Below are 20,383 nucleotides of genomic sequence, written 5' to 3'. Positions count from 1 at the left end.
ATTCTTGACGCCTCAGACCGCTGCTGCACCGCTGACGATCTCCGACAGTTCCTTGGTGATCGCTGCCTGCCGGGTCTTGTTGTAGTCCAGCTGCAGTTCGCCGATCACGTTCTTGGCATTGTCGGATGCCGCCTTCATGGCCACCATGCGCGCCGACTGCTCGGACGCCATGTTCTCGGCCACGGCCTGGTACACCAGCGCCTCGACGTAGCGGACCAACAGCTCTTCCACCACGGTCTGCGCGTCAGGTTCGTAGATGTAGTCCCACGAGTAGGCGCGCTTCTCCTCTTCCGTCTGCGACAGCTTGTCGGCGGCGAGCGGCAGCAGCTGCTCAACCATCGGTTCCTGCTTCATCGTGTTGATGAACTTGGTGTACGCGATGTACACCGCATCGACTTCACCATTGGTGAATGCGTCGAGCTGGACCTTGATCGCGCCGATCAGCTTTTCCAGGTGCGGGGTGTCGCCGAGCTGCACCACATTCGAGACCACCTTGGCGCCGATGCGGCCCAGGAACTGCATGCCCTTGCCACCGATGGCAGTCGCTTGCACATCCACGCCGCGACCCTGCAGGCTCTTCAGCTCGTTGGTCACCGCACGCAGCACGTTCGTGTTCAGACCGCCGCACAGCCCCTTGTCGGTCGTGACCACGACCATGCCGACGCGCTTGACTTCGCGCTCCTGCATGAACGGGTGCTTGAACTCGGGGTTGGCAGAAGCCAGGTGCGCCGCGATGTTACGCACTTTCTCGGCGTAGGGACGGGCATTGCGCATCCGTTCCTGCGCCTTGCGCATCTTGGACGCGGCGACCATCTCCATCGCCTTGGTGATCTTGCGCGTGTTCTGCACGCTCTTGATCTTGGTTCGAATCTCTTTCGTTCCGGCCATACTTTCCTCTCCGTCCGAACCAGCGCCGCGCCGGCGTTAGCCAGGCGCGGCGGCGGTGTCGGGGAATTGCGCGGTTAGAACGCGGCGGACTTCTTGAAATCCTCGATCGCGGCACGCAGGGCGGGTTCATCTTCCTTCGACAGCACCTTGGTGTCTTCGATACGGTTGATGAGGTCGGCGTACTTGGTCTTCAGATGGTCGTGCAGGCCCTTCTCGAACGGGAGAATGTCCTTCACTTCCACGTTGTCGAGGAAGCCGTTGTTCGCAGCAAACAGCGACGCGGCCAGCTGCCACACCTGCTGCGGCTGGTATTGCGCCTGCTTCAGCAGTTCGGTCACGCGGCGGCCGCGCTCCAGCTGCTTGCGGGTGGCGTCGTCCAGGTCCGAAGCGAACTGCGCGAACGCAGCCAGTTCACGGTACTGGGCCAGGTCGGTACGGATACCACCGGCCAGGTTCTTCACCACCTTGGTCTGCGCAGCACCACCCACGCGCGACACCGAGATACCGGCGTTGATGGCGGGACGGACACCAGCGTTGAACAGGTCGGTTTCCAGGAAGATCTGACCGTCGGTAATCGAGATCACGTTGGTCGGCACGAACGCGGACACGTCGCCGGCCTGCGTTTCGATCACCGGCAGCGCGGTCAGCGAACCGGTCTTGCCCTTGACGGCACCCTTGGTGAACTGCTCGACATAGTGTTCGTTCACGCGCGCGGCACGCTCCAGCAGGCGCGAGTGCAGGTAGAACACGTCGCCCGGGTAGGCTTCGCGGCCCGGCGGGCGGCGCAGCAGCAGCGACACCTGGCGGTAGGCCCAGGCTTGCTTGGTCAGGTCGTCATAAACGATCAGCGCGTCTTCGCCGCGGTCGCGGAAGTACTCGCCCATCGTGCAACCGGCGTAGGCAGCCAGGTACTGCATGGCGGCCGAGTCCGAAGCGGCGGCGGCCACGACGACGGTGTATTCCATCGCGCCGTGCTCTTCCAGCTTGCGTACCACGTTGGCGATCGTCGAAGCCTTCTGGCCGATTGCCACGTACACGCAGAAGACGCCCTTGCCCTTCTGGTTGATGATGGCGTCGACAGCCACGGCGGTCTTGCCGGTCTGGCGGTCGCCAATGATCAGCTCACGCTGGCCACGGCCGATCGGCACCATCGCGTCGATCGACTTCAGGCCGGTCTGCACCGGCTGGCTCACCGACTGACGCGCGATCACGCCCGGCGCGACCTTTTCGATCACGTCGGTTTCCTTCGCGTTGATCGGGCCCTTGCCGTCGATCGGCTGGCCCAGCGTGTTCACCACGCGGCCCAGCAGTTCCTTGCCAACGGGCACTTCCAGAATGCGGCCGGTGCACTTGACCGTATCGCCTTCCGAAATGTGTTCGTAGTCGCCCAGCACCACGGCGCCGACCGAGTCGCGCTCGAGGTTCAGCGCGAGGCCGAAGGTGTTGCCCGGGAATTCCAGCATCTCGCCCTGCATCACGCCAGACAGGCCGTGCACGCGGCAGATACCATCGGTCACGGAGATTACCGTGCCGGTGTTGCGCACTTCAGCGTCAGCGCCAAGACCCGAGATGCGGGACTTGATCAGCTCGCTGATTTCTGAGGGGTTCAGTTGCATCACAATGCTCCTAATTCTTCAATCCGACGGACGGCCGATCAGACGGCGGTCAGCGCGGTTTGCATGGCAGCCAGGCGCGCACGCACGGAGGTGTCGAGCACTTCGTCGCCGACCTTGACGCTCACGCCGCCGATCAGGGACGGATCTACCGCCACCTTCGCGTGCAGCTTGCGGCCGAACTTGCGTTCGAGCGCAGCGATCAGGTCGTTCAGTGGTTGACCATCCAGCGGGAAAGCACTGGTGATCTCGACGTCCGACGAGCCTTCGCGGGCATTCTTGAGCGCATGGAACTGCTCGGCGATTTCCGGCATCACCGTCAGGCGGTTGTTTTCCACCAGCAGCTTGACGAAGCGGCGTGCCTCGTCATTCGCCGGGGACTTCACCACCGACAGGAACAGTTCCGTCAGCTTGTCGCCGGGAACGTTCGGATCGTCGGCGAGCGCCTTCATGTCGGGGTTGGCGGCAATATGCCCCATCTCCGACACCAGCTCGGACCATGCACCCAGATTGCCGGCTTCGCTGGCGACGCGGAACAGCGCCTCAGCGTAGGGACGGGCAATGGTTGCGGTTTCGGCCATGATTAGAGCTCAGCTTTGAGTTGATTGAGCAGGTCGGTGTGGACCTGCGCGTTCACTTCGCGCTTGAGGATCTGCTCGGCACCCTTGACTGCCAGCACGGCAACCTGGTCGCGCAGCTGTTCGCGTGCGCGGACTGCCTGCTGCTCTGCCTCGGCCTTGGCCTGGGCAATGATGCGTGCGGCTTCTGCCTGGGCGTTCTGCTTGATCTCGTCCGCCGTCAGTTGGGCGCGCTTCTCGGCGTCAGCGACGCGTTGAGCACCCTCGGTGCGGGCTTCGGCCATAGCCTGGTCCACACGCTTGTTGGCGAGTTCAAGCTCGGCCTTGCCCTTCTCGGCAGCGGCGAGGCCATCGGCGATCTTCTTTGCGCGTTCGTCGAGCGCCTTCACCAGCGGCGGCCAAATGAATTTGGCAACAACCCACCACAGGATGAAGAACACGACCATCTGCGCAAAAAACGTTGCGTTCAGATTCATGGTGTGTTCCTTTCGGTAATCAAACTACAGATAAATGCGCAAAGGCGGCCAGGCTAGTGGCCCGCGCCGCCCGTCAGCATCATGCAGACCGAAAAGAATTACTTGATGACAGCCAGCAGCGGGTTGGCGAAGGCGAACAGCATTGCAACACCCACACCGATCAGGAATGCCGCGTCGATCAGGCCGGCCAGCAGGAACATCTTGGTTTGCAGCGGGTTCATCAGTTCAGGCTGACGTGCGCAGGCTTCGATGTACTTGCCACCCATCAGGGCGATACCCAGGCAGGCGCCGATTGCGCCCAGACCGATGATGATGCCGATACCGATGGCGGTCAGACCCTGGATGTTGGCGAGAAATGCTTGCATGATGACTCCTTTAATTTAGAGAGACTTAGAACCAAAAAACCAAAAAACCAAAAATCAGTGGTGATCGTGAGCCTGGCCGATGTACACCAGCGTCAGCATCATGAAAATGAATGCCTGGAGCAGCACGATCAGAATGTGGAAGATCGCCCAGACCGTGCCGGCAACGACGTGGCCGACGAAGCCCAGTGCCGACAGGTCGGCACTGAACGTCCAGATGGAACCCAGCAACGCGATCAGCAGGAACACGAGTTCGCCGGCATACATGTTGCCGAACAACCGCATGCCCAGCGACACGGCCTTGGCCAGGAACTCGATGATGTTCAGGATCAGGTTGAACGGAGCCAGGTACCACTTGGCGCCGAACGGGGCCGAGAACAGTTCGTGCATGAAGCCGCCCGCGCCCTTGATCTTGAAGCTGTAGTAGATCATCAGCACCAGCACCGAGCACGACATGCCCAGCGTGCCGTTCAGGTCGGCCGTGGCCACGGCGCGGTGGTGCGGAAGATGGATGTGGAAAATGCCGAGGAAGCTGTTCAGGCCGGTGACCCAGTCGACCGGAATCAGGTCGATGGCGTTCATCACGGTGATCCAGCAGAACACCATCAGCGCCAGCGGAGCAATCCACGAACGGTCGCCGTGAATGATGCCCTTGGCCTGGTCGTCGACCATCTCGACGATCATCTCGACGAAGGCCTGGAAGCGGCCCGGCACGCCCGCCTGGACGCGGCGCGCGGCAGCGAAGAGGAAGATCACGGCGATGGCGCCGCACAGCACGGACCAGAAGACCGTGTCATAGTTGAGGACGGAGAAATCGACCACCGACGCCTGCTTGCCGCCGACCGAATTCAAGTTCTGCAAGTGCTCGGCGATATAGCCGGAGGGTGTCAGCGCCTGTTCGGCGCCTTGGATAGCTTCTGACATGTCGAAACGAACGGTATATTGCGAAATCGATGAGCCGGCACCCTCGCATTGGCGGGCAGCCGGTACGCGTCTTGCATTGCCTGCGGCCATCGTGGCCGGTCACCGCCATGCAAGCGGGTCAAACTTTGTTGGCCCACGGTTTCACCACTGTGAAACCCTGCGCCAGGCATCTTGATATTCCGTTTTGGTGCCCCACCTCTGCGGAAAGCACACACTTCGTGCGGCTGGCCTGGCGCTACCGAATTACCATGGCCACCACCCAATACGTCTTGAGCGCAAGCAGGAACGTGACGAGCATCGGCACCCAACGCAGATCGCGGTACAGCACCACCACCAGCACGAGCAGCGCGACGGTGGCGAACACCTTGATCGCCTCGCCCATCACCAGCCCGCCGATCGAGGCCCGCTCGCGCGCCATCCACAGGCGCAACGCGAAGAACCCGCTCGGCACAAAACACACCGCACCGCCGAACAACGCAGACCAGCCGTATGGCCCTGCCTGCTTGCCGAACAGCGCCCAGCACAATGCCGACAGCAGGGTCACAACCACCTGCGCCAGCACGATCTTGCCGGGGGTCATGCGCGAAGGGCGCAACGCGCGCTCGCCAAACAGCGTCACCGCGTCGGCATGTGACAGCGGATCGACAGCTTCTTCTTCACGTTCTGCGTCAAAATCCCAATCATCACTGCGGGCGTTTACCTGACGCGAATCGTTTTGCTGCTGACGTTCTCGTACCACTACTGCCTGCCTCATCCGGGCCGGAACTTTTCGGCCCGACCAGAATTCAAACCGCACGATTTTAAGGGGAAATACTGAGTCGCGTCAATGTGCTTACAGTTTGCTTGCAATGGCAAACTGCACAATGGTTGCCATCACGATTGCATGATGGCTTCGTTGAAATTGCGCAGCAACGACGCCTGACGTAATTGGATTGCGCAACTCGCCTGACGCATGATGGTGGATTCGCGATGGCCCGGTACGTTAACCGAACATCGCATTGTTAACTGCTGCGTGAATGCAACAGTGAGTCGAAAAATGGCCGGTTATCGCGCAGCTTTTCAGGCGACGCGTTGCCCTTCATCCGAATCGCGCAGGCGCGCGAGCACGCCATCGAGTGCTTCGTTATCGCTGAAGTGAATGGTGAGCTGGCCTTTGCCACGCACACCGAGCTTGATCTGCACCGACAGTCCCAGCGCATCGGACAATTCTTCCTCGAGCCGTGCCACATCGCGCATGCCGGTGCCGTTCTTGTGCTTGAGCGACTTCAGTTCGAACGGCTTGAGCGTGGACGCCACCAGCTTCTCTGTCTCGCGTACCGACAGCCGCTTGTTGATGATCTGGTTGGCCAGCGTGATCTGGTTCGCGCCATCGACGGCCAGCAGCGCGCGTGCGTGTCCCATGTCGAGATCGCCCGCCATCAGCATGGTCTGCACCGGCGCGGCCAGGTTCAGCAGACGCAGCAGGTTCGACACCGCGCTGCGCGAGCGTCCGACCGACTCCGCGGCCTGCTCGTGCGTAAACTGAAACTCGCGGATCAGGCGCATGATGCCCTGCGCTTCTTCCAGCGGATTCAGGTCTTCTCGCTGGATGTTCTCGATCAGCGCCATGGCCGCGGCGGCTTCGTCGGCGACGTCCTTCACGAGCACCGGCACCTTGTCGAGCCCCGCGATGCGCGAAGCACGGAAGCGGCGCTCGCCGGCAATGATCTCGTAGCGGTCGGGCTCGGCCACGCGCCGTACCAGGATCGGCTGCATCAGGCCCTGCGCGCGGATGCTCGCGGCCAGCTCCTGCAAGGCGCCCTCGTCCATGCGCGTGCGCGGCTGGTACTTGCCCGGCTGAAGCTGGTCCAGGCGCAGCACGGTGGGCGCGCCCTCCTGCTTCGCGGTCTCGACGATCTCGGCCGGGCCTCCCAGCAGGGCTTCCAGGCCGCGTCCCAGACCCTTCTTCTTTACGGTGCTCATGGTCACTGTCCTTGCATGGCGGTGGCAGCTTCCGGCGCCGACAGCTGCCTGACACGGGCGATCATCTCGGCGCCGAAGTCGAGATAGGCCTTGGCACCCTTCGACGACGGATCGAAGGCAACGCCCGGCATGCCATAAGAAGGCGCTTCAGCCAGGCGCACATTGCGCGGGATCAGGGTCTTGAAGACCTTGTCGCCGAAATGCGATTCGAGCTGTGCCGACACCTGCTGCTGCAGCGTAACGCGCGGATCGAACATGACGCGCAGCAGGCCGATCACCTTCAGCTCGCGGTTGAGGTTCGCATGCACCTGCTTGATGGTGTTGACCAGGTCGGACAACCCTTCGAGCGCGAAGTACTCGCACTGCATCGGCACGATCACGCCATGCGCCGCGCACAGGCCGTTCAGCGTCAGCAGCGACAACGACGGCGGACAGTCGATCAGCACGAAGTCGTATTCATGGTCGACCTCGGCAATGGCCTGCTTGAGCCGGCGCTCGCGCTGGTCCAGTTCCACCAGTTCGATTTCCGCGCCGGCCAGCTCGCGGTTGGCCGGCAGCACGTCGTACTTGCCGGTTTCAGAACGCTGGCGCGCCTGCGCTACGGAAGCCAGTCCGACCAGCACCTGGTACACACTGTGTTCCAGCGACTGCTTGTCGATGCCCGAGCCCATCGAGGCATTGCCCTGCGGATCCAGGTCGACCAGCAGCACGCGCTGGCCCTGCGCAGCCAGTCCTGCGGCAAGGTTCACCGTCGTGGTGGTCTTGCCCACCCCGCCCTTCTGGTTCGCGATCACGAATACCTTGGCCATATGCTTCTGAGGTTCCCGATTGAGTTCTTCATCCGGCCGCGGCCCGCTGGCCCCGTCCGGTTCGCGGCGCGCACGCCGTCAACATTATTTGCGCGACAACAGTACCAAGTGGCGCTCGGCATCCAGCCCGGGCACCGTCAGCCGGCGCACTTCCTCAACCTGCCACATGGCCATCAGGCCAGCCGCTTCCATGCGATCCAGCTCAGCCTGCGGATATATGCCTTTCATCGCGATCATCCGGCCCTCCGGCGCCAGCAGATGGCCGGACAGGCTGACAAAGTCGGTCAGCTCGGCGAATGCGCGTGACGTAATCACCGCAAATTTATTTACATCTTCCAGCTTCTCGACCGGGCCCCAGTGCGCCGCCGCATTCGGCAGGCTCAACTGGGCGCGGCACTGCGTCAGGAAGGCGGTTTTCTTCTGCACGATATCGACCATCAGCACGGAGACATCCGGGCAGGAAATCGCCAGCGGCAGGCCGGGCATGCCGCCGCCCGAACCAACGTCGAGCACCCTGCCCCGCGCGGCTCCGGCTACCGCCGGCGAGCGCGCGGCATCCGCCAGCGCCGGGATGGCCGCGAGCGAATCCAGCAGATGATGCGTCAGCATTTCATCCGGATGGCGGATCGCGGTGAGGTTATAGACGCCGTTCCACTTGCGCAGCAGCGCGAGGTAGGCGAACAGCGTCTCGATGCGGTCCGGCGGCAAGACCAGGCCGATCTCGTCCAAGCCGGCCTCCAGGCGACGACGCTGGCCTGCGTCGTCGATCACGGTGTGTCGTTGGCCCGCCACTCAGGCAGCCTCTTGAGAGTTGCTGGAACGGGTACGCCCCAGCCCCTTCTTCTTCAGGTGTACCAATAGCAGCGAGATCGCCGCCGGCGTCACGCCCGAAATACGCGAGGCCTGCCCCAGCGTCTCGGGCCGGTGCTGGTTCAGCTTCTGGCTGACCTCGAAACCCAGTCCGCGCACTTCGGTGTAGTCCAGCCCTTCCGGCAGTCGCGTCGACTCGTTGGCTTCGAGCTTGTCCACTTCCGCCGCCTGGCGGGTGATATAGCCGTGGTACTTGATGCCGATCTCGATCTGCTCGCGGATCTGGTCCATCAGCAGCGGATCCGCGTCGAGCGGTGCTTCCGGTGCGTGGCGACCGCCCTGCAGCGCCATCAGGCCGTCATAGCGAACTTCCGGGCGGCGCAGCAAGTCGGCCAGGCTGTACTCGCGCTCGATGGGCTTGCCCAGCAGCGGCACGGCGTCTTCAGCCGGGAGGATGGTCGGATTGACCCAGGTGCTCTTCAGTCGCTCTGTTTCACGTGAAACAGCATCGCGCTTGCGGTTGAAGGCGTCCCAACGGACGTCATCGACCACGCCGAGTTCGCGACCGATCTCGGTCAGGCGCATATCGGCGTTGTCTTCGCGCAAGCTCAGGCGGAACTCGGCGCGGCTGGTGAACATGCGGTACGGCTCGGTCACTCCGCGCGTGATCAGGTCATCGACCAGTACACCCAGGTAAGCCTGGTCGCGGCGCGGCGTCCAGGCATCGCGCTCGCGCACGTAGCAGCCAGCGTTGATGCCCGCAAGCAGGCCCTGTGCTGCAGCCTCTTCATAGCCGGTAGTGCCATTGATCTGGCCGGCAAAGAACAGCCCGCCGATCGCCTTGCTTTCCAGCGACGCCTTCAGCGCGCGCGGATCGAAGTAGTCGTACTCGATGGCGTAGCCGGGACGCATGATGTGTGCGTTCTCCAGGCCACGGATCGAGTGCACCAGCTCGAGCTGCACGTCGAAAGGCAGGCTCGTGGAAATGCCGTTCGGGTAGAACTCGTTGGTGGTCAGGCCTTCCGGTTCCAGGAAGATCTGGTGGCTGTCCTTGCTGGCGAATCGATGGATCTTGTCCTCGATACTCGGGCAGTAACGCGGCCCTACCCCCTCGATCACGCCTGTGTACATCGGCGAGCGGTCGAGGCCGCCGCGGATGATGTCGTGGGTACGGCTATTGGTATGGCTGATCCAGCAGGGAAGCTGCTGCGGGTGCTGTTCCGGACGGCCCATGAACGAGAACACCGGCACCGGGTCCAGGTCGCCGGGTTGCTCGTCCATCACCGAAAAATCGATGGTGCGGCCGTCGATACGCGGCGGCGTACCGGTCTTCAGGCGGCCCTGCGGCAGCTTCAGCTCCTTGAGCCGGGCCGACAGCGACACCGAAGCCGGGTCACCCGCACGACCACCCGTATAGTTGTCCAGGCCAACGTGGATCTTGCCGTCCAGAAAGGTGCCAGCCGTCAGCACCACAGCGCGCGCGCGGAAAGCGATGCCAACCTGCGTCACGGCGCCGACAACACGATCCCCTTCTACCAGCAAATCGTCCACGGCCTGCTGGAACAGCATCAGGTTCGGCTGGTTCTCCAGCCGGGTGCGGATGGCCTTGCGGTACAGCACGCGGTCGGCCTGGGCACGCGTCGCGCGTACCGCCGGTCCCTTGCTGGAATTGAGGATGCGGAACTGGATCCCCGATTCGTCCGTAGCGGCAGCCATTGCGCCGCCCATTGCATCCACTTCCTTGACCAGATGCCCCTTGCCGATGCCGCCAATCGACGGATTGCAGCTCATCTGCCCGAGCGTTTCGATGTTATGGGTCAGCAGCAACGTCTGGCAGCCCATCCGGGCCGCAGCCAGGGCGGCTTCCGTGCCGGCGTGACCACCGCCGACGACAATGACATCGAATTCTTTTGGGTAAAGCATGGGACACCTCCTCCGGGAGGCTGGCGCGAACAATCGGGATGTCGAATTATAGCGGCAATCGACTGGGGGCTTTTCAGGCCCGGCCATGTTTCACGTGAAACATGGCGCTTGCGGTACCCCATTCACGAAGAGTGTGTTCCACGTGAAACAAAAAAGGCCGGGCGCAGGCCCGGCCGACTGTTTCACGTGGAACAACCCTAGATTTGCTGCTGCACGTACTCGGCAATGCGCAGCGTCAACAACCTCAGGTCCCGTTGTAGCGCAGCAAAACCGTGATTGCGCTCGCGCGTCTGCTCATCCATATAAAGCGGGCGCCGGATCTCGATCTGCAGGCTGTTGCGCCGCTCTGCCGGACGCCCGATCTGGGCGATGAGCTGCACTCCCTTGTATGGATCGTTGCGCGCGACGGTATAGCCCATTTGCCGCAGCTCGGTCTCCACCAGATCGACCAGTCCCGGCTCGCAGGTGCTGCCGTCCCGGTCCCCCAGTACAAAGTCCGCCAGCGGACGCGGGCTCTGAATCTTGAGCCGCTCATAGGCGTTGTTCGGCATGGAGTGCAGGTTCAGATGCCAGACGGCACCGAAGCGCTGGTAAGCACCCTCCACTGCCGAAGATAGCGCAGCATGGTACGGCCGGTAATAGCCGTCGATACGCGACTGCACTTCAGCAACGGAGAGCTTGCGGTCATAGATCGGCGTGGCCGCATCGATGTTTCGCCAGATCAGCCCATAGCCGAGCCGGGTCTTCTCGCCCGGAGCCAGCGGCGTCGGCCAAGGGGCATCCAGCAGTTCGGGATCGATGTCGTCCAGCATCCGGTTCGGGTCGATATACACCCGGGGAAAGGTCGCTGCCAGCAGCGTGCCGCCGACGCCAGGCACGCTATCCCATAGCGCATCGATGTGTGTGTCCTCGCCGCCGCGCAGGCGCTCAGGCGCGACGGCAGCGCCGAAATCCGCCGGATACACGGTGCCGCTATGCGGCGAATCGCACACCAGCGGCAAGGCTTGATCTTCGGGCAGCGCCAGCGTGAGCGGTGCGACGGTCATTGCTTCTACGGCTTCGGTCATATCTCAATCCAGCTTGATGCTGGCCGCCTTGGCCACGCGCGCGTAACGCGCCATGGCCTGCTGAATCTGTACCTTGAACTGGTCAGGCGTGGTCGGCACGAGCGTGCCGCCCGACTCCTCCACCTTGCGCTTGAACTCAGAGTTCTGCATGGCCTTGTGGATGGCCTGGTTCAGGCGCATGACCACCGCCGACGGTGTCCCGGCCGGTGCGACGATGCCAAACCAACCGCCCTCCCCCATGTCCTTGTAGCCCAGCTCCGCATAAGTGGGTACGCCCGGCAACTGCGGCGAGCGGCTCGCACCCAGCACGGCCAGCGCGCGCAACCGGCCCGACTTCACGTGGGGCAGTGTCGACGACAGGTTGTCCGTAATGGCATTCACCTGTCCTGCCACGGCGTCGTTGAGCGCCAGGCCGGCCCCCTTGTACGGCACATGCAGCAGCTCGATGTGGGCCAGCATCATGAAGTTCTCGATATTCACATGACCGAGCGAGCCGGCGCCCGGCGAGGCGAAGGTGTACTTGCCCGGATTGGCCTTGGCCAGCGCGATGAATTCCTGCATGGTCCTGGCGGGCACGCTCGGGTGTACCGCGAAGACGCTGGGAATCGCCACCACGTTGGTGACCGGCGCAAAGTCCTTGATCGGGTCGTACTTCAGCTTCGGGTAGACCGCCGGGTTGGAGCCGTGGGTGCTGACGGTGGCCATGCCGATGGTGTAGCCATCCGGGTCCGACTTGGCGACCTGCTCCATGCCGACCGAGCCCCCTGCCCCACCCTTGTTCTCGACCACGATGGGCTGGCCCAGCTCGCGCCCCGCAAATTCCGCAACCAGGCGCGCCGACAGGTCGGTCGAGCCGCCGGCCGCGAACGGCACGATCAGGCGGATGGGCCGGTTGGGATAGGCAGCCTGCGCAAACACGCTGCCGGCAAAGGTCAATGCGGCGGCAGCCGCGGTGCCAGACAACAACAGCTGGCGGCGCGACATCCTGGCTCGGGTCATTGGGCTTTCTCCTGTTTCTTGTGATGAATAGCCGCCCGAGTGTCAGCCGTTTACCGGCCCGAGGCAAACGACTATATTGCACCTTCGCATTACCAAAGATCATTCTCTACCGTTCTGCCCCATGCGGTTGCATTCCCCTTCGATGTCCGAGTTGCACGCCTTCGTCGCCGCCGCGCGCCTGGGCAGCTTCACGCGTGCCGCCGAGACGCTGTGCGTGACACAAGGGGCCGTGAGCCGGGCCATCGCCCGGCTTGAGGAGCACTTCGGCCAACCGCTGATCCAGCGCAATGCACACCGGCTGATGCTGACCGGCGCAGGACAACAGTTGCTGGAGGCCGTGGCCGATCCGCTTGCCGCCATCGAGAGCGCCAGTGCGGCACTGCGCGCCGGCGACCGCAGCCACCACCTCACCCTCTCGGCGGTTCCAACGCTTGCCAGTGTCTGGCTGGTACCCCGGCTACCCGACTTCCACCGGCGGCACCCGGATATCCGGCTCGATTTCGTACCGTATCGCCGCGACGAGGATTTCTCCGGCGCCGCACCCGACGCGGCACTGCTGGCCGGCGAACCGGGCAAGTGGCCGGGCTTGCAGGTGGACTACGTGGTGGGCCGTGAGATGGTGCCGGTCTGCCACCCCGACCGCGCCCGCCAGCGGCACGCGGCCGGGCGCTGGCGGGCGCCGGCCGAACTCATGCAAGAGCCCCTGCTCTACCACACGACCGCCCCCGCCAACTGGGCCAACTGGCTGCAGGCGGCGGGCGTACCCAACGCTGCGCCAAAGCTGTCGTCGGGCTTCGACCAGGTGTCGATCCTGATCCAGGCGGTGCGCGCCGACATGGGAATCGCGGTATTGCAGCGCTGCCTGCTGCACGATGAACTCGCCGCCGGACGCGTGGTGGCGCCTTTCGATCTTCAGATACGGCTGCAGCGCGGCTATTTCCTTTGCACGCCAAGGGAGCGACGCGATCATCCCGCCCTGCGGTACTTCCGGGAATGGCTGTTGGAAACCGCGGCGCAGGACTCGGCGGCGCATGCGGGAGACGATCATTCTCAGAACAAATGATCGCGACTGATTTGCTCCATCAATAATTCATTCAGCAAATTTATTCGCAGCGCCACTCTATTTGTTATTTGCGGGAAAGATTCTTTAGCCTGAAAAGCACGGAAAAACATCTGTCAAACGAATATATCCGAGGGAAGCCGGTGATCCAACGGGGCGTATATCCATGCGACAAATGAAAAGACCCGCCAAAGCGGGTCTTACTATTCATCAATCCACTAATTCTGCGATTCACGCAGCCTTCTTCGCCAACCCCAGGTAGGTTTCGATCACCTTCGGGTTGCTGGCCAACTCTGCGGCCGGCCCCTCCATTGCCATATCGCCGGTCTCGACCACATAGCCGTAGTCCGCCACCTGCAATGCCGCGCGCGCGTTCTGCTCGATCAGCAGCGTCGCCACCCCGGTCTGGCGCAGGTTGCTGATGATGTGGAAAATCTCCTTCACGATCAGCGGTGCCAGCCCAAGGCTCGGTTCATCGAGCATCAGCAGTTGCGGCTTGGCCATCAGCGCGCGGCCCACGGCCAGCATCTGGCGCTCGCCGCCCGACAGCGTGCCGGCGTCCTGCCGCGCGCGCTCGCGCAGGCGCGGAAACAGGTCGTAGACCACGTCCATCTGGTCCAGGTAGTTCTTCTCGCCGGCACGCTTTCGGCGGAACGCGCCGAGCTGCAGGTTGTCCTCCACTGTCATCGACGCGAACAGCTCGCGCTTCTCCGGCACCAGGCACATGCCGCGCGCCACGCGCCCTTCCACCGGGATGCCGGCCATGTCGTGGCCGAGATAGCTGACCGTGCCGCTGGCCGAGCCACTGACGGGCAGCGCGCCCATGATGGCGTTCAGCGTCGTCGACTTGCCTGCGCCATTGGGGCCGATCACGGTCACGATCCTGCCGGCCTCCACTTTCAGGCTGACGCCGTGCACGGCTTCCACCTTGCCGTAGCGGACGTGGAGGTCCTTCACTTCGAGGATCGGGCTCATCTTGCGTTCCTTGTCCACACCGTTACTCCACACCACCGAGGTAGGCCTCGAGCACGGCCGGGTTCTTCTGCACGTCTTCGGGCACGCCCTCGGCAATGCGCGTGCCGAACTCCATCACCACGAGGCGGTCGGTGAGGTTCATCACGAAGTCCATGTCGTGCTCCACCAGCAGTACGCTCATGCCTTCCGCCCTGAGCTTGCGCAGCAATTCGGCCAGTGCCTGCTTCTCCTTGTAGCGCAGGCCCGCCGCGGGCTCGTCGAGCAGCAGCAGCGCCGGATCGCAGCACAGTGCGCGCGCGATTTCCAGGATGCGCTGCTGGCCCAGCGCGAGGCTGCCGGCCTCCATGTACATGCAGTCGGCCAGGCCCACGCGCTCGAGCTGGCGCCGCGCCTCGAACAGCAGCTTGTCCTCCTCGGCACGATTCATGCGCAGCATCGCCGCGGATATACCGCCCTGCGCGCGGAAGTCGCCACGCAGGTGCGCGCCGATCGCCACGTTCTCGAGCACGGTCATGGTCGGCAGCAGGTGCACGTGCTGGAACGTCCGGCCGATGCCACGCTTGACGATCTCGCGCGAGGGCAGGCCCGATATCACTTCACCGCGATAGCGCACCTCGCCACGCGTTACCGGCAGCACGCCCGTGACCAGGTTGAACGTGGTCGACTTGCCGGCACCGTTCGGGCCAATCAGGCCGAGGATCTCGCCGGCCCGCACCTGGAAGCTCACGTCGTTCACCGCCACCAGCCCGCCGAACTGCTTGCGCGCGGCGCGCACATCGAGGATCAGTTCGCCGGCCTCGGGCTTCTGCCGCACCGGGAGCGCATCGGCGACCTCCGGTGCCTGCACCGGCGGTCCCGACGGAAGCAGCCGGCGCAAGAACGGCCACAGGCCATCGCGCGCGTGCTGCAGCAGCAGCACCAGCAGCACGCCGAACACGATGATCTCGAAGTTGCCATTCGCGCCGAGCAGCTTCGGCAACAGTCCCTGCAGCATGTCCTTGAGGATCGAGAGCAGACCCGCACCCAGCACCGCGCCCCACACGTGGCCCACGCCACCGACCACGGCCATGAACAGGTACTCGATGCCGTAGTTCAGGCCGAACGGTGTCGGGTTCACCGCGCGCTGCAGGTGTGCGTAGAGGAAGCCAGAGAGGCATGCCAGCACCGCTGCCACGACGAACACCACGACCTTCATCCACGCGGTGTTCACGCCCATCGCCTCGGCCATCACGCCACCGCCCTTGAGCGCGCGCATCGCACGGCCCGGACGCGAGTTAAGCAGGTTCTGCATGGCCAGCACGGCGAGCAGCACCACGGCCCAGATCAGGTAGAACATCGAACGGCCCGACTGCAGTTCGACGCCGAACAACGACAGCACCGGGATACCGTTGAGCCCGTCGTACTTGCCCAGGAACTCCAGGTTCCCGAACAGGAAGAACAGCGACAGGCACCACGCAATGGTGGCGAGCGGCAGGTAGTGGCCGGACATGCGCATCGTGATCAGGCCGATCACGTACGCGCAGGCCATGGTGATCACCAGGCCCACCAGCAGGCCGAACCACGGCGACAGCCCGAACTGCGTGGTCAGGTACGCGGTGCTGTAGGCACCGAGCCCGACGAACGCCGCCTGCCCGAACGACGTCATGCCGCCCACGCCCGTCAGCAGCACGAGCCCGATCGCCACGATGCTGTACAGGCCGATGTAGTTGCCCAGCGTGATCCAGAATTCCGGCGTCGGCAGCACCGGCAGCAATGCCAGCACCGCGATGAACAGCAGCGTCAGCACGCGGTTGCGCTGCAGCCCGGCACGGTTGCCGGTGCGTTCGCCGCCCACGGCGGCTTGCTTGTCGGTCAGCATCGTCATGGCTTACTCCTCCTCTTCGACGTGCTTGCCCGTCAGCGAGCGCCACAGCAACACCGGAATGATCAGCGTAAAGACAATGACCTCCTTGAACGCGCTGGCCCAGAAGGACGAATACGATTCCAGCAGCCCCACCAGCAGCGCACCCAGTGCTGCGATGGGGTAGCTCACCAGCCCGCCGACGATCGCGCCGACAAAGCCCTTCAGGCCCACCAGGAAGCCCGACTCGTAGTACACGGTCGTCAGCGGCGCGATCAGGATGCCGCACAGCGCGCCCATGGCCGCGGCCAGCGTGAACGACAGCCGCCCCGCCTGCGTCGTGCCGATGCCGACCAGGCGCGCACCCAGCCGGTTCACCGCCGTCGCGCGCAGCGCCTTGCCTTGCAGCGTGCGCTCGAAATAGAAATACAGCGCGCCGATCAGCAGCGCCGACATGCCCACGACCCACAGGCTCTGCCCCGAGACGCTGAGGCTGCCCACCTCGAAGCGGGCATCGGAGAATGCCTCGGTGCGCGAACCCTCGGCGCCGAACATCACCAGCCCCAGCCCCACCAGCGCAAAATGCACGCCGACCGAGACGATCAGCAGTACCAGCGTGCTGGCTTCGGCAAGCGGCTGGTAGGCAAGGCGGTACAGCATCGGTCCGAGCGGAATGATGACCAGCAGCGTCAGCGCGATCTGCGCCAGCATCGGCAATGGCTGCGCGCCGTATTGCTGCACCAGCCCGTGCACCGCCAGCGGAAACACGAGGTACTTCCCGGCCAGCACGCCAAGCCTGCGCCCGAGCGTGCGGCGCAATTCCGCGCTGCGCAGCACGGTCACGGTCTCATACAGGAAGGTCAGCACGCCCATGGCCAGCAGCAGCCAGCTGGTCTGCGGCGCGTGCCCGCTCTGCATGGCCGCCAGCGTCAGCGCGCCATAGGCGACGAATTCCCCTTGCGGGATGAAGATGACGCGGGTCACCGAGAACACCAGCACCAGTGCCAGCGCCAGCAGCGCGTAGATCGCGCCTGAGGTGATCCCGTCCTGCGCCAGGATGGCGGCGATCGAAAGATCCATTGTCTCCCCGTGTTATTGAATGATCTGCCTGCATGCCAAGGGGCGGACAGGGCGCGCGTATGCGCTGGGTACGCTGGGTGCGCTGGGATTACGGAATGGTAAACGGGTTGCCTACTGCGGAAATACAGGGCAACCCTGAGAAAATGCCGAGCACGAAAAAAGAAAGCGCATGGGGTTCACCATGCGCCTTCCTGTCCTGCTCGTCCAGCCAGCAAGCCGCTTACTTGGTCAGCAGCTTCCACTTGCCGTCGACGATCTGCACCATCACGCGCGAGCGCTGGTCGAAACCGAGGTGGTCGGTCGGGCTCATGTTCATGATGCCGTGCGATACCGGCAGGTTCCTGGTCTGCTCCATGGCGTCGCGCAGTGCCTTGCGGAACTCCCTGGTGCCCGGCTGACCCTTCTTCAGCGCCTCGGGAATCGCATGCTGCAGGATCAGGCCTGCATCCCACGCATGGCCGCCGAAGGTCGACACCTGGCCGCCAAAGGCCTTCTCGTAGGCAGTCTTGTAGGTCATGGCCGGCTTCTTGACAGGGTTGCTGTCCGGCAGCTGCTCGGCCACCAGCAGCGGGCCCGCCGGCAGGAAGGTGCCTTCGCAGTCCTTGCCGCACACGCGCAGGAAATCGGGGTTGGCCACGCCGTGGGTCTGGTAGATCTTGCCCTTGTAGCCGCGCTCCTTGAGCGCCTTGGCCGGCAGCGCCGCGGGCGTACCCGAGCCTGCGATCAGCACGGCGTCGGCATTGCTGGCCATCATCTTCAGGACCTGGCCGGTCACCGAGGTATCGGTGCGCGCAAAGCGCTCGTTGGCGACGACCTTGATCTTGCGCAGGTCCGCCACCTTGGCGAATTCCTGCGCCCAGCTGTCGCCGTAGGCATCCGCGAAGCCGATGAAAGCCACCGTCTTCACGTTGTTGTTGGTCATGTGCTCGGCAATGGCCGTGGCCATGTGCGAGTCGTTCTGCGGCGTCTTGAAGACCCAGGCGCGCTTGGCGTCCACGGGCTCGATGATGCGGGCCGAGGCGGCCATCGTGATCATCGGCGTCTCGTTCTCGGCCACGATGTCGACCATCGACAGCGAGTTCGGCGTGACGGTGGAACCCACCACCACGTCGACCTTGTCCTCGCTGATCAGCTTGCGCGTGTTCTTGACTGCCGTGGTGGTGTCGGAGGCGTCATCCAGGACGATATATTCGATCTTCTTGCCCGCGATCTCCTTGGGCATCAGCGTGAAGGTGTTTTTTTCCGGGATGCCCAGCGATGCCGCCGGACCTGTAGCCGACACCGTGACCCCCACCTTGACCTGTGCGCTGGCGGTGCCGGCAACAAGGGCGGCGGCAGCGATGGCCAGCAGGCTGGCGCGCTTGAAGTTCATCTTGTCTCCTTCGGTTCCTGAAACGGAAAGGCATCCGTACGGCTCCCGGCCGCCGGATGCCTCTAGTTCTTTTTTTCGACCGCTCGGGTCACCACAGGCACATCGCTGGCACCTGCGTACTGCCAGGAAGGAGATGAGTCCTCCCGTCTTTCCCGTCCGCACCACTCCCCCGGAAATGCCGCGGCCATTCCCCGACCGCGCGGTCGGGAATGCGCATCGAGTCTAACACAGCGATCTGTCGCGACCAGCCGGATTAACCCGGATCGCTCCATGGCGCCATGGCGGCGTCAGCGCGCGAACGCGTCCCAGGCGGTCTTCAGGATCAGCGCGCTGACCACCACAATGAACACCTTGCGCACGAAGCCGCTGCCGTGCCGCAGCGCCAGCCGGCTGCCCACCTGGCTGCCGGCCACGTTGGCCACGGCCATGACCAGGCCCAGCTGCCACCAGATATGGCCCTTGCTGGCCAGCAGCAGCAGCGCCGCCAGGTTGGTGGCCATGTTCACCACCTTGGTCGAAGCCGAGGCGTGCAGGAAGTCATAGCCGAACACGCGCACGAAGACGATCATCAGGAAGCTGCCGGTGCCCGGCCCGAACACGCCGTCATAGAAGCCGATCGCGGCACCCGCCAGCAGCGCCGCGACGCGCTCGCGCGTGCCGCTGAGCGAAGGCGCGTGCTCGGTGCCCAGATCCTTCTTGGCCACGGTATAGACGAGCAGCGTCACCAGCACGAACGGGAGCGCCTTGCGCAATGGCTCTGCCGGAATCATGGTCAGCGCCCAGGCGCCGGCCATCGAGAACAGGAATGCCGCCACCACGGCCGGCGCCGTTGCTGCCCAGTAGATGCGCACGCTGCGCCCGTAGCGGATCGCCGCATTGGCCGTGCCGGCGACCGAGGCCACCTTGTTGGTGCCGAGCAGCGTGGCCGGCGGCATCCCGGGAAAAGCCGAAAACAGCGCCGGAATCTGGACCAGGCCGCCGCCACCGGCCACCGCGTCGATCAGGCCGGCGAGAAAGGCGGCGACCGCCAGGAATGCGAACTCCATGATTGCAGGACGAAAAGAAGAAGGAGGAGGAAAGAAAGGGAGGAAGGTGGCGCGGCGCGCCGGCCGCTCAGCCCAGGGACTTCGGCGCCGGCGCGAGGACGCGGTGCCAGAGCCCGCTGGTGTGCCGGGCAAATCCCGCCGGGGCATCCCCGGCAAAACCAGGAGCCAGCAGGACATGGCGGATGCCGTGGGCGCGGCACCAGTCGGCCAGCGTGGCCAGGCAGGCCGCGAGGCAGCCAGAACCGGGGGCCGCGGCGCCAGACCACCACTCCGTCGCGCAAGCCACCAGCCCCCCGAACTCGAGACTCGGGACCAGCGCGACGGGCAGGCAGGCGGCGATGTCGTCACCCGCCAGCGTCGCCAGCAGGCATGCCCCCTGTCCCGTCTGTGCCAGCAAGCCTTCCAGCACCAGCCTCCGTGCCCGCGCTGCCGGCACGGGCAACGGCATGGCGGCCTGCAGCCAGGCGTCCAGAACGGGCGCGTCGGCACTGTCGCCCAGGCGTACCTGGTGCTGCGGGAAGGATTCGGAACAATGGGGAGGGACGGGCTCGGACGGCATGGCGGGCTCTGAGGCAAGCCCGCATTGTCTCATGTGACCG

Annotated in this window: 20 protein-coding genes; 1 reads left to right on the top strand and 19 read right to left on the bottom strand. The window is 64.2% G+C overall.

Annotation, left to right across the window (positions count from 1 at the left end; translation table 11 throughout):
- Positions 1–12: 12 nt before the first annotated feature.
- The 13 genes from atpG to KHO22_RS05420 form a co-directional block, all read right to left on the bottom strand.
- Complete coding sequence (atpG, locus tag KHO22_RS05480) at positions 13–888, bottom strand: F0F1 ATP synthase subunit gamma (RefSeq protein ID WP_211946091.1); 876 nt, start codon at positions 886–888, stop codon at positions 13–15.
- A gap of 74 nt (positions 889–962) precedes the next feature.
- Positions 963–2,504 carry a F0F1 ATP synthase subunit alpha gene (atpA, locus tag KHO22_RS05475; RefSeq protein WP_211946090.1) on the bottom strand — a complete coding sequence of 514 codons (1,542 nt, stop codon included), beginning with the start codon at positions 2,502–2,504 and terminating at the stop codon, positions 963–965.
- 38 nt (positions 2,505–2,542) lie between these two features.
- The gene (locus KHO22_RS05470; RefSeq protein WP_211946089.1) at positions 2,543–3,082 is read right to left on the bottom strand and encodes a F0F1 ATP synthase subunit delta; all 540 of its coding nucleotides are present in this window, start codon (positions 3,080–3,082) and stop codon (positions 2,543–2,545) included.
- Positions 3,083–3,084: 2 nt separating this feature from the next.
- Positions 3,085–3,555, bottom strand: coding sequence for a F0F1 ATP synthase subunit B (locus KHO22_RS05465; RefSeq protein ID WP_211946088.1), 471 nt, complete (start codon positions 3,553–3,555; stop codon positions 3,085–3,087).
- Between the two features lie 98 nt (positions 3,556–3,653).
- Complete coding sequence (atpE, locus tag KHO22_RS05460; RefSeq protein ID WP_013958389.1) at positions 3,654–3,920, bottom strand: F0F1 ATP synthase subunit C; 267 nt, start codon at positions 3,918–3,920, stop codon at positions 3,654–3,656.
- Positions 3,921–3,974: 54 nt separating this feature from the next.
- Positions 3,975–4,841, bottom strand: coding sequence for a F0F1 ATP synthase subunit A (gene atpB, locus KHO22_RS05455; protein WP_211946087.1), 867 nt, complete (start codon positions 4,839–4,841; stop codon positions 3,975–3,977).
- A 235-nt stretch (positions 4,842–5,076) separates the two neighbouring features.
- A complete protein-coding gene (locus tag KHO22_RS05450; protein ID WP_211946086.1) occupies positions 5,077–5,595 on the bottom strand; it encodes an ATP synthase subunit I in 519 nt (172 codons plus the stop codon).
- Positions 5,596–5,900: 305 nt separating this feature from the next.
- On the bottom strand, positions 5,901–6,803 hold the full coding sequence (locus tag KHO22_RS05445; RefSeq protein WP_211946085.1) for a ParB/RepB/Spo0J family partition protein: 903 nt from the start codon (positions 6,801–6,803) through the stop codon (positions 5,901–5,903).
- 2 nt (positions 6,804–6,805) lie between these two features.
- Positions 6,806–7,612 carry a ParA family protein gene (locus KHO22_RS05440; protein ID WP_211946084.1) on the bottom strand — a complete coding sequence of 269 codons (807 nt, stop codon included), beginning with the start codon at positions 7,610–7,612 and terminating at the stop codon, positions 6,806–6,808.
- 84 nt (positions 7,613–7,696) lie between these two features.
- On the bottom strand, positions 7,697–8,383 hold the full coding sequence (gene rsmG / locus KHO22_RS05435; RefSeq protein WP_420839576.1) for a 16S rRNA (guanine(527)-N(7))-methyltransferase RsmG: 687 nt from the start codon (positions 8,381–8,383) through the stop codon (positions 7,697–7,699).
- 21 nt (positions 8,384–8,404) lie between these two features.
- Complete coding sequence (gene mnmG / locus KHO22_RS05430; protein ID WP_211946082.1) at positions 8,405–10,345, bottom strand: tRNA uridine-5-carboxymethylaminomethyl(34) synthesis enzyme MnmG; 1,941 nt, start codon at positions 10,343–10,345, stop codon at positions 8,405–8,407.
- Positions 10,346–10,542: 197 nt separating this feature from the next.
- Positions 10,543–11,412, bottom strand: coding sequence for an N-formylglutamate amidohydrolase (locus KHO22_RS05425; protein WP_211946081.1), 870 nt, complete (start codon positions 11,410–11,412; stop codon positions 10,543–10,545).
- Positions 11,413–11,415: 3 nt separating this feature from the next.
- Positions 11,416–12,411, bottom strand: a complete 996-nt coding sequence (locus KHO22_RS05420) for a tripartite tricarboxylate transporter substrate binding protein BugE (RefSeq protein ID WP_211946080.1) — start codon at positions 12,409–12,411, stop codon at positions 11,416–11,418.
- Positions 12,412–12,532: 121 nt separating this feature from the next.
- On the opposite strand from KHO22_RS05420, the gene KHO22_RS05415 reads away from it, so the two are divergent.
- Positions 12,533–13,474 carry a LysR substrate-binding domain-containing protein gene (locus KHO22_RS05415; RefSeq protein WP_211946079.1) on the top strand — a complete coding sequence of 314 codons (942 nt, stop codon included), beginning with the start codon at positions 12,533–12,535 and terminating at the stop codon, positions 13,472–13,474.
- Between the two features lie 228 nt (positions 13,475–13,702).
- On the opposite strand, the gene KHO22_RS05410 is transcribed toward KHO22_RS05415, so the two are convergent.
- From KHO22_RS05410 to KHO22_RS05385, 6 genes are all read right to left on the bottom strand, one after another.
- Positions 13,703–14,446 carry an ABC transporter ATP-binding protein gene (locus KHO22_RS05410; RefSeq protein ID WP_211946078.1) on the bottom strand — a complete coding sequence of 248 codons (744 nt, stop codon included), beginning with the start codon at positions 14,444–14,446 and terminating at the stop codon, positions 13,703–13,705.
- A 22-nt stretch (positions 14,447–14,468) separates the two neighbouring features.
- Positions 14,469–16,310 (bottom strand): branched-chain amino acid ABC transporter ATP-binding protein/permease, encoded by a 1,842-nt coding sequence (locus tag KHO22_RS05405; RefSeq protein WP_211946077.1) that lies wholly within the window; start codon positions 16,308–16,310, stop codon positions 14,469–14,471.
- A gap of 3 nt (positions 16,311–16,313) precedes the next feature.
- The gene (locus KHO22_RS05400; protein ID WP_211946076.1) at positions 16,314–17,366 is read right to left on the bottom strand and encodes a branched-chain amino acid ABC transporter permease; all 1,053 of its coding nucleotides are present in this window, start codon (positions 17,364–17,366) and stop codon (positions 16,314–16,316) included.
- Between the two features lie 220 nt (positions 17,367–17,586).
- Positions 17,587–18,738: an ABC transporter substrate-binding protein gene (locus KHO22_RS05395; RefSeq protein WP_211946075.1), complete on the bottom strand. Its 1,152-nt coding sequence runs from the start codon at positions 18,736–18,738 to the stop codon at positions 17,587–17,589.
- Positions 18,739–19,025: 287 nt separating this feature from the next.
- On the bottom strand, positions 19,026–19,784 hold the full coding sequence (locus KHO22_RS05390; protein ID WP_211946074.1) for a sulfite exporter TauE/SafE family protein: 759 nt from the start codon (positions 19,782–19,784) through the stop codon (positions 19,026–19,028).
- 67 nt (positions 19,785–19,851) lie between these two features.
- On the bottom strand, positions 19,852–20,343 hold the full coding sequence (locus tag KHO22_RS05385; RefSeq protein WP_230426745.1) for a hypothetical protein: 492 nt from the start codon (positions 20,341–20,343) through the stop codon (positions 19,852–19,854).
- Between the last annotated feature and the right edge of the window lie 40 nt (positions 20,344–20,383).

Source organism: Cupriavidus yeoncheonensis (assembly GCF_905397275.1).
GTDB lineage: Bacteria > Pseudomonadota > Gammaproteobacteria > Burkholderiales > Burkholderiaceae > Cupriavidus > Cupriavidus yeoncheonensis.
Note: the sequence above shows the minus strand (reverse complement) of the source record. Positions and strands in the feature narration are given on the sequence as shown.

Excerpts from the sequence above, each read along its gene's own strand:
- KHO22_RS05450 (WP_211946086.1), bottom strand. The coding sequence starts at position 5,595 with ATGAGGCAGGCAGTAGTGGTACGAGAACGTCAGCAGCAAAACGATTCG.
- KHO22_RS05445 (WP_211946085.1), bottom strand. The coding sequence starts at position 6,803 with ATGAGCACCGTAAAGAAGAAGGGTCTGGGACGCGGCCTGGAAGCCCTG.
- atpA (WP_211946090.1), bottom strand. The coding sequence starts at position 2,504 with ATGCAACTGAACCCCTCAGAAATCAGCGAGCTGATCAAGTCCCGCATC.
- atpB (WP_211946087.1), bottom strand. The coding sequence starts at position 4,841 with ATGTCAGAAGCTATCCAAGGCGCCGAACAGGCGCTGACACCCTCCGGC.
- KHO22_RS05410 (WP_211946078.1), bottom strand. The coding sequence starts at position 14,446 with ATGAGCCCGATCCTCGAAGTGAAGGACCTCCACGTCCGCTACGGCAAG.
- KHO22_RS05420 (WP_211946080.1), bottom strand. The coding sequence starts at position 12,411 with ATGACCCGAGCCAGGATGTCGCGCCGCCAGCTGTTGTTGTCTGGCACC.
- KHO22_RS05400 (WP_211946076.1), bottom strand. The coding sequence starts at position 17,366 with ATGGATCTTTCGATCGCCGCCATCCTGGCGCAGGACGGGATCACCTCA.
- KHO22_RS05425 (WP_211946081.1), bottom strand. The coding sequence starts at position 11,412 with ATGACCGAAGCCGTAGAAGCAATGACCGTCGCACCGCTCACGCTGGCG.
- KHO22_RS05395 (WP_211946075.1), bottom strand. The coding sequence starts at position 18,738 with ATGAACTTCAAGCGCGCCAGCCTGCTGGCCATCGCTGCCGCCGCCCTT.
- atpE (WP_013958389.1), bottom strand. The coding sequence starts at position 3,920 with ATGCAAGCATTTCTCGCCAACATCCAGGGTCTGACCGCCATCGGTATC.
- KHO22_RS05385 (WP_230426745.1), bottom strand. The coding sequence starts at position 20,343 with ATGCCGTCCGAGCCCGTCCCTCCCCATTGTTCCGAATCCTTCCCGCAG.
- KHO22_RS05440 (WP_211946084.1), bottom strand. The coding sequence starts at position 7,612 with ATGGCCAAGGTATTCGTGATCGCGAACCAGAAGGGCGGGGTGGGCAAG.
- KHO22_RS05470 (WP_211946089.1), bottom strand. The coding sequence starts at position 3,082 with ATGGCCGAAACCGCAACCATTGCCCGTCCCTACGCTGAGGCGCTGTTC.
- mnmG (WP_211946082.1), bottom strand. The coding sequence starts at position 10,345 with ATGCTTTACCCAAAAGAATTCGATGTCATTGTCGTCGGCGGTGGTCAC.
- KHO22_RS05405 (WP_211946077.1), bottom strand. The coding sequence starts at position 16,310 with ATGACGATGCTGACCGACAAGCAAGCCGCCGTGGGCGGCGAACGCACC.
- KHO22_RS05465 (WP_211946088.1), bottom strand. The coding sequence starts at position 3,555 with ATGAATCTGAACGCAACGTTTTTTGCGCAGATGGTCGTGTTCTTCATC.
- KHO22_RS05415 (WP_211946079.1), top strand. The coding sequence starts at position 12,533 with ATGCGGTTGCATTCCCCTTCGATGTCCGAGTTGCACGCCTTCGTCGCC.
- atpG (WP_211946091.1), bottom strand. The coding sequence starts at position 888 with ATGGCCGGAACGAAAGAGATTCGAACCAAGATCAAGAGCGTGCAGAAC.
- KHO22_RS05390 (WP_211946074.1), bottom strand. The coding sequence starts at position 19,784 with ATGGAGTTCGCATTCCTGGCGGTCGCCGCCTTTCTCGCCGGCCTGATC.